Annotated in this window: 7 protein-coding genes; all 7 read right to left on the bottom strand. The window is 71.6% G+C overall.

Annotated features, from left to right (window positions below; translation table 11 throughout):
* Nucleotides 1–576: NAD(P)H-hydrate epimerase (locus IBX62_07025; GenBank protein MBE0476828.1), on the bottom strand; the 576-nt coding region annotated here is incomplete at its 3' end.
* A 19-nt stretch (nucleotides 577–595) separates the two neighbouring features.
* Complete coding sequence (locus IBX62_07020) at nucleotides 596–1,120, bottom strand: holo-ACP synthase (GenBank protein ID MBE0476827.1); 525 nt, start codon at nucleotides 1,118–1,120, stop codon at nucleotides 596–598.
* Between the two features lie 4 nt (nucleotides 1,121–1,124).
* A complete protein-coding gene (glmS, locus tag IBX62_07015) occupies nucleotides 1,125–2,951 on the bottom strand; it encodes a glutamine--fructose-6-phosphate transaminase (isomerizing) (GenBank protein ID MBE0476826.1) in 1,827 nt (608 codons plus the stop codon).
* Nucleotides 2,952–3,326: 375 nt separating this feature from the next.
* A complete protein-coding gene (locus tag IBX62_07010; protein ID MBE0476825.1) occupies nucleotides 3,327–4,661 on the bottom strand; it encodes a phosphoglucosamine mutase in 1,335 nt (444 codons plus the stop codon).
* Between the two features lie 159 nt (nucleotides 4,662–4,820).
* On the bottom strand, nucleotides 4,821–5,219 hold the full coding sequence (gene rpsI, locus IBX62_07005; protein MBE0476824.1) for a 30S ribosomal protein S9: 399 nt from the start codon (nucleotides 5,217–5,219) through the stop codon (nucleotides 4,821–4,823).
* A gap of 3 nt (nucleotides 5,220–5,222) precedes the next feature.
* On the bottom strand, nucleotides 5,223–5,657 hold the full coding sequence (gene rplM / locus IBX62_07000) for a 50S ribosomal protein L13 (protein MBE0476823.1): 435 nt from the start codon (nucleotides 5,655–5,657) through the stop codon (nucleotides 5,223–5,225).
* 158 nt (nucleotides 5,658–5,815) lie between these two features.
* Entirely contained in the window at nucleotides 5,816–6,580 is a 765-nt protein-coding gene (truA, locus tag IBX62_06995) for a tRNA pseudouridine(38-40) synthase TruA (GenBank protein MBE0476822.1), read from the bottom strand.
* Between the last annotated feature and the right edge of the window lie 16 nt (nucleotides 6,581–6,596).

Below are 6,596 nucleotides of genomic sequence, written 5' to 3'. Positions count from 1 at the left end.
CAGGAGCAGCCCGGGCTTGAGAGTGGAGAAGGTCAGCGTCCGCACGGCAGCGATGGCCGGGCCGTCGGCCGCTCCCGTGTCGCTGTCTACCCCGGACGGCACGTCCACGGCGAGGACGGGCCTGCCTGAGGCGCCGGCTGCCCGGATCGCCGAGGCGAAGGGCTCCCGGGCGCCGCCGCGGAAACCGAAGCCGAACAGCGCGTCGACGACGAGCGACGCGTCCGCCAGGATCCCCTCGGCCCCGTCCAAGCCCTCGCGCCAGGCCACACCCCGAGACAGAGCGCGCGAGGCGGCGTCGGCGGCCGGGGAGCGCAAGGGCAGCCCTCCGGGCGCGATGACGGCCACGTCACGGCCCTCGGCCCGCAGGGCGTCGGCGGCCACCCAACCGTCGCCGCCGTTGTTGCCTGTTCCCGCGAGCACGACGACACGGCCTCGCCCCGCCATGGACTCCGCATGTCGCGCCACGGCCGCACCGGCGCGCTCCATCAGCTCCGCCAGGGAGGCACCGCTCTCGGCGACCGCACGCTCCTCGGCTCGACGCATCCGTTCGGCAGACAGCGCGTATCGCACCGTCACCCCTCTCTCGGGCGGGCCGTCATCCGGCGGCCGTCCCGCCGCCCGCACCCTCCGAGGCTTCGTCGGCGGCCGGGGAGCCGACCTCATCGAGCATCGCTCGGGCCTCCCTGAAGGAGGACGCCAGCGCCGCAAGCGGGTCCTCGGGGCCATCCTCGGGCGCCACACGGTGAGCCTCGGTCAACGCTACCGCCGAGGCGACCGCGTTGCTATGCGTGAACGAGAGCGACAGGTGCATCTCGAGGACGCGGAGCTCCTCGGCGACCTCGGCGGCGCGCCCGGAGAGCCGCGGGGCGGGGCGCCCGCGGTCGTCGCGCACCACCTCTACGTCAGTGAAGCGCATGCCCGAGAAACCCGTGCCCAGCGCCTTGAGGACCGCCTCCTTGGCAGCGAAGCGCATGGCGTAGTGGACCTCGGGGCGCGTGCGGGAGTCGCAGTAGGCGCGCTCCTCGGCGGAGAAGAGGCGTTCGCGCAGGCGCGGGCGCCGCTCCAGTGCCTCGCGCATCCGCGCTATCTCGACGATGTCCACGCCCAGGCCCGAGATCACGCGCTCACTCCACCGTCACCGACTTGGCCAGGTTGCGCGGCTGATCGACGTCGCAGCCTCGCAGCTTCGCGATGTGGTACGCGAGCAGCTGCAGCGGCACGACCGCCGGGATGGCCGACATCTCCTCGGAGGTGCGAGGGACGAAGAGCACGTGCTCGGCGTGTCGGCGGATCTCCTCGTCGCCCTCGCTCGCCACGGCGATCACCGACGCTCCTCGCGCGCGCACCTCCTGTATGTTGCTGACCACCTTCTCGTAGGTGTGTCCCTGGGTCGCCACCACCACGACCGACACGTCGTCGCTGATGAGCGCGATGGGCCCGTGCTTCATCTCACCCGCGGGGTAGGCCTCCGCGTGGATATAACTGATCTCCTTCAGCTTCAGGGCGCCCTCCATCGCGATCGGTACCCCGATGCCGCGGCCGAGGAAGAGCGAGGAGCAGCCGTCGGTGTAGGCGGCCGCGCAGCGCTGGATCGCCGAGGTGTCGGAGAGGATGGTCTCGAGCATACCGGGCACGGCCTGCAGGTCCCTCCAATGCCCGTCGATGACGGAGGCGGGCAGCGCGTCCCTGGTCTGAGCGAGCTTCAGCGCGAGCACGTACAGCGCCGCGATCTGAGCGGTGAACGTCTTGGTCGCCGCAACGCCGATCTCGGGGCCGGCGTGGGTGTAGATGCACCCGTCGGACTCCCGGGTCACCCGGCTGCCGACGACGTTGGTGATCGCGAGCATCTTCGCGCCGCGGTCGCGTGCCTCGCGCACGCCGGCCAGCGTGTCGGCCGTCTCACCGGACTGCGTTATCGCCACGACGAGGGTGTCGTCGCCGATGATCGGGTCGCTGTAGCGGAACTCGCTGGAGACGGCGACCTCCACCGGTACGCGCGCCCACGCCTCGATCAGGCTCTTGGCCACGACCGCGGCATGGTAGGAGGTCCCGCACGCGATCATGAAGACGCGGGCGATCCCCGCGATCTGCTCGTCGGTCATCTGCAGCTCGTCGAGACGAACGGTCCCGTCCTCGGCCATCCGCCCCAGCAGCGTCTCGCGCACCGCGCGGGGCTGCTCGTGTATCTCCTTCAGCATGAAGTCCTCGTAGCCGCCCTTCTCGGCGGCGGCGAGGTCCCACTCCACGTGCATGACCTCCGGGGCCACCTCGCCCCCCGCCCCGTCGGTGACGCGCACCCCCTCGCTGGTGACCTCGGCCACGTGCCCGTCGGCCAGCACCAGCACCTCGCGCGTGTACTCGAGCACGGCGGGTATGTCGCTGGCCACGATGTTCTCGCCCTCGTCCAGCCCGATGATCAGCGGGGAGTCGTTTCGCGCCGCCACGAGCTCCCCGGGGCGGTCGAGGTGCACGACGGCGAGCGCGTACGAGCCCTCCAGCCGCCCGATCGCACGGCGCAGCGCCTCGGCCAGGTCGCCGTCGTAGTAGCCCTCCACCAGGTGCGCCACCGTCTCGGTGTCCGTCTCGGAGCGCAGGGCGTGGCCCTGGCGCTCGAGTTCCGCGCGCAACTCGAGGAAGTTCTCGATGATGCCGTTGTGGACCACTGCTATCCGGCCCGAACAGTCCACGTGTGGATGCGCGTTCTCCTCGTTGGGCCGTCCGTGCGTGGCCCATCGCGTGTGGCCGACGCCGAGCGTGCCGTGGGGCGAACGGCCGTCGAGCGCGGCCTTCAGGTTCGCGAGCCTGCCCACCCGCCGCGTCACCCACAGCGACGAGTCCTCCACCACGGCTATGCCGGCGGAGTCGTAACCGCGGTACTCGAGCCTCGTCAGGCCCGAGAGGAGCACGCCGGCCGCCTCACGCGGGCCGACGTAGCCGACTATCCCACACATCGCAGACCTCCTGAGCAAAGGTCGCAGCGTTCATGACGAGAGGCGGCGCGGTGCGCCGCTGCTGCGGCTCGGGACGTCTGCCGCGACGAGCCGGTCCGGCGCCGCTTTGTCCCGGGGGTCGCCCCCCGGATTTGTCGGCACCGTCACGACCCCGGCTCGGGGCCGGAGGACCATCCGCCGAATCCTTCGATCGGTCCTCTCCTCGTCGACTGGGGCGGAGTCGTCCGTCTCCCAGTCCTGGCGCTTCACGTCTTCGTCCCGTCTCGGCGATCCGTCCGCCTCGTTCGCTGCCTCCTCTCGCCGCCGCCGCGGCAGTCCGGTCGCCTAGAGTCTAGCAGGCCACCCCCGGCGGCGCCCCGGCCGCCGGCACCGGCCCTAGCCGAGCTCCTCGCGGACGACCGCCGCGATCTCCTCGACGGCCTCCCGCGCCGCCTCCCCGTCGGCCGCCTCCGCCATGACCCGTACCACGGGCTCCGTCCCCGAGGCCCGTACCAGGACGCGCCCGTCATCGCCGAGGCGCTCCTCGGCGGCGCGCACCGCCTCGGCCACGGCGGCGGAGGCACCGAGCCGTCCTTTGTCCGCGACGATCACGTTCTCGAGGACCTGCGGGAACCGCGTCATGACCCGCGCGAGTTCGGACAGCGCCGCGCCGCTGGCGCGCATGACCGAGGCGAGCTGCAGCGCGGTGACGAGCCCGTCCCCTGTCGTGTTGTGCTCCATGAAGATCACGTGCCCCGACTGCTCCCCGCCCAGCACGGCCCCGGAGGCGCGCATGCCGTCGAGCACGTACCGGTCGCCGACGCGCGTCTTGACCAGAGTCACGCCCATACTCCGAAGAGCGACCTCGAGCCCCATGTTGCTCATCACGGTGGCCACCACTGTGTCTCGCGCCAGGCGGCCGCGCTCCTTGAGGTCCTTCGCGCAGATCGCCATGACGAGATCGCCGTCGACCTCTTCGCCGCGCTCGTCCACCGCGATCAGCCGGTCAGCGTCGCCGTCGTGGGCGATGCCGAGGTCGAAGCCGTCCTCGCGGACGAGTTCGGCGAGCGCTCGGATGTGCGTGGAGCCCGAGGCGCGGTTGATGTCCGTGCCGTCCCAGTCGCAGTTCAGCGCCGTCACCTCGGCGCCGAGGCGACGGAAGGCCTCGGGCGTACTGACCGAGGACGCCCCGTGGCCGCAGTCCACGGCCACCCTCAATCCGGCGAGGTCGGCTTGGAGCGAGGCGCACCCGTGCGAGACGTAGAGCTCCACGGCCTGGGCGAGGTGCTCGCAGGAGCCGAGGCCGGCACCGGTGGGCCTCTCCCAGTCGCGGTCCCTCACCACGAACTCGCCGATCTCGTCCTCCAGCTCGTCCGGGAGCTTGAAACCTTCGCGGCTGAAGAACTTGATGCCGTTGTACTCGGCGGGGTTGTGGGAGGCCGAGATGACGACGCCCCCGTCGGCTTCCAGGGTGCGCGTGACGTAGGCCACGCCGGGGGTGGGGATCACGCCGCACAGCAGCGCCTGCGCGCCCCCCGAGCAGATCCCGGCGACGAGCGCCGCTTCCAGCATGTCGCCGGAGCGCCGCGTGTCCTTCCCGACGACGATGCGGCCGCGCCCGTACTCGCCCAGGAAGTGTCCGGCCGCCTCTCCGAGCCTGAAGGCCAGCTCCGGGGAGAGGTCCGCGTTCGCGATGCCCCGGACGCCGTCGGTCCCGAAGAGTCCTGACATTGGATCGCTCCTCCTGTGCGCTCTTCCCCTGACGGAGGAAACGTACCAGTCTTCCTTACCCTGCGACGAGCGAGGGCTCCTCCGTTCCGAGACGGTAAGGAAGAGGCCCGCCGCGCGACGGGCCTCGGTCTCGGGTCCTTGCGGTCGCTCCCGCCGCTCCTAGCGCTTGGAGAACTGCGGGCGCTTGCGGGCCTTCTTCAGGCCGTACTTCTTCCGCTCGACCATCCGCGGGTCGCGGCGCAGCAGGCCCGCGCGCTTCAGCTCGGCGCGATAGTCCTCTCCGGCCTCCAACAGGGCGCGGGCGATGCCGTGACGAAGCGCGCCGGCCTGGGAGGACGGGCCGCTCCCGTGGATCTTGGCGACCACGTCGAAGTGCCCGGCCGTCTCGGTCACCTTGAAGGGCTGCTCCACGAACGTCTGCACGTGCGCCCGGCCGAAGTACTCCGAGAAGGGTCTGCCGTTGACGGTGACGACGCCGGAACCGGGGGTGAGACGGACGCGGGCCACGGCGGTCTTGCGGCGTCCGGTGCCGTAGTAGACGGCCTTGCTCTCTGCCATGCGCTAACCCTCCAGGGTGATCGGACGCGGCTTCTGCGCCTCGTGCGGGTGGTCGGGACCCGCGTAGACCTTGAGCTTCCTGGCCATCTGCCGGCCCAGGGTGTTCTTCGGCAGCATGCCCTTGACGGCGTGCTCGATGACGCGCTCGGGCCTGGTCGCCAGGAGCCGGGAGACCGGCACCTCCTTGAGGCCGCCGATGTAGCCGGAGTGGCGGTAGAGCTTCTTGCTCTCGAGCTTGTTGCCTGTGAGCCGGACCTTCGACGCGTTGACGACGATGACGAAGTCACCGGTGTCCACGTGCGGCGTGTAGGTCGGCTTGCGCTTGCCCTTCAGGATCTGCGCCACCTCGCTGGCAAGCCGGCCGAGGACCACGTCGGTCGCGTCGACCACGAGCCACTCGCGCTCGACCTCGCCGGGCTTGGCATGGTAGGTCTTCAACTCGTCCTCCAAACGTGCGCTCGCGCGCTCCGCCTTACGCGTCCGCATCCTGGCCTTCACGGGGCTCCGAGCGAACCCTTGTACTATATCCACGGCCTCCGCCCTAGTCAACGCTGCCGGGCGTATCCATCCCACCGCAGGTCGGCCTCCCACCCTGCCTACAGCCACACGCCCTCCGGGTACTCGACGCTCCATAGGGTCAGGCCGTGCGGGGGCGCGGTCGGCCCGGCGGCTGCGCGGTCGCGCGCGGCCAGTGCCTCAGCGGCCCACTCGGGGGCCCGCCTGCCCGTACCGACCTCGACGAGCGTGCCGACGAGGATACGCACCATCGAGCGCATGAACGACCGAGCGCGGGCGCGCACCACCAGGCAGTGCTCCCCCATCTCGGAGTCCGGCTCGACGTCCAGGGCGCCCAGGGTGCGGACGACGCGCCGCCCCTCGACGCCGTCCGCCCTGCAGAACGACGTGAAGTCGTGCTCGCCCACGAGCGGTCCCGCCGCCTCGCGCATCGCGCGCACGTCCAGGGCCCGGACCCACCATGCGAACCGGGCGAGGAACAGTGGCGGCACCGAGCCGGGCACCAGACGGTACCGGTACTCCCGCGAGGTCGCCCAGTGCCGGGCGTCGAAGCCCGGCGGAGTGAGCCGCACGTCCGTCACGACGATGCGCGGCCCGGCGAGGGCGTTCAGGGAGCGCAGCAGCTCGGGCGGGTCGATCTCCCCGGCTCCCGCGGCGAAGCTCACGACCTGGCCGAGCGCGTGCACACCGGCGTCGGTGCGGCCGGCGCCCACGGTCGGCACGTCGCGACGCATCGCGGTGCGCAGCGCGTCCTCCAGGCGCCCCTGGACCGTCTCGAGCCCGCGCTGGCGGGCGAACCCCGCGAAGGAGGCGCCGTCGTAGGCTACGCGCAGCGCCACCGACACCCCAGCGTCGGAGGAG

It is taken from the genome of Coriobacteriia bacterium (assembly GCA_014859305.1).
GTDB lineage: Bacteria > Actinomycetota > Coriobacteriia > Anaerosomatales > Kmv31 > Kmv31.
Note: the sequence above shows the minus strand (reverse complement) of the source record. Positions and strands in the feature narration are given on the sequence as shown.

Coding starts and splice junctions, on each gene's coding strand:
- rpsI (MBE0476824.1), bottom strand. CDS start 5,219: ATGGCAGAGAGCAAGGCCGTCTACTACGGCACCGGACGCCGCAAGACC.
- IBX62_07010 (MBE0476825.1), bottom strand. CDS start 4,661: ATGTCAGGACTCTTCGGGACCGACGGCGTCCGGGGCATCGCGAACGCG.
- glmS (MBE0476826.1), bottom strand. CDS start 2,951: ATGTGTGGGATAGTCGGCTACGTCGGCCCGCGTGAGGCGGCCGGCGTG.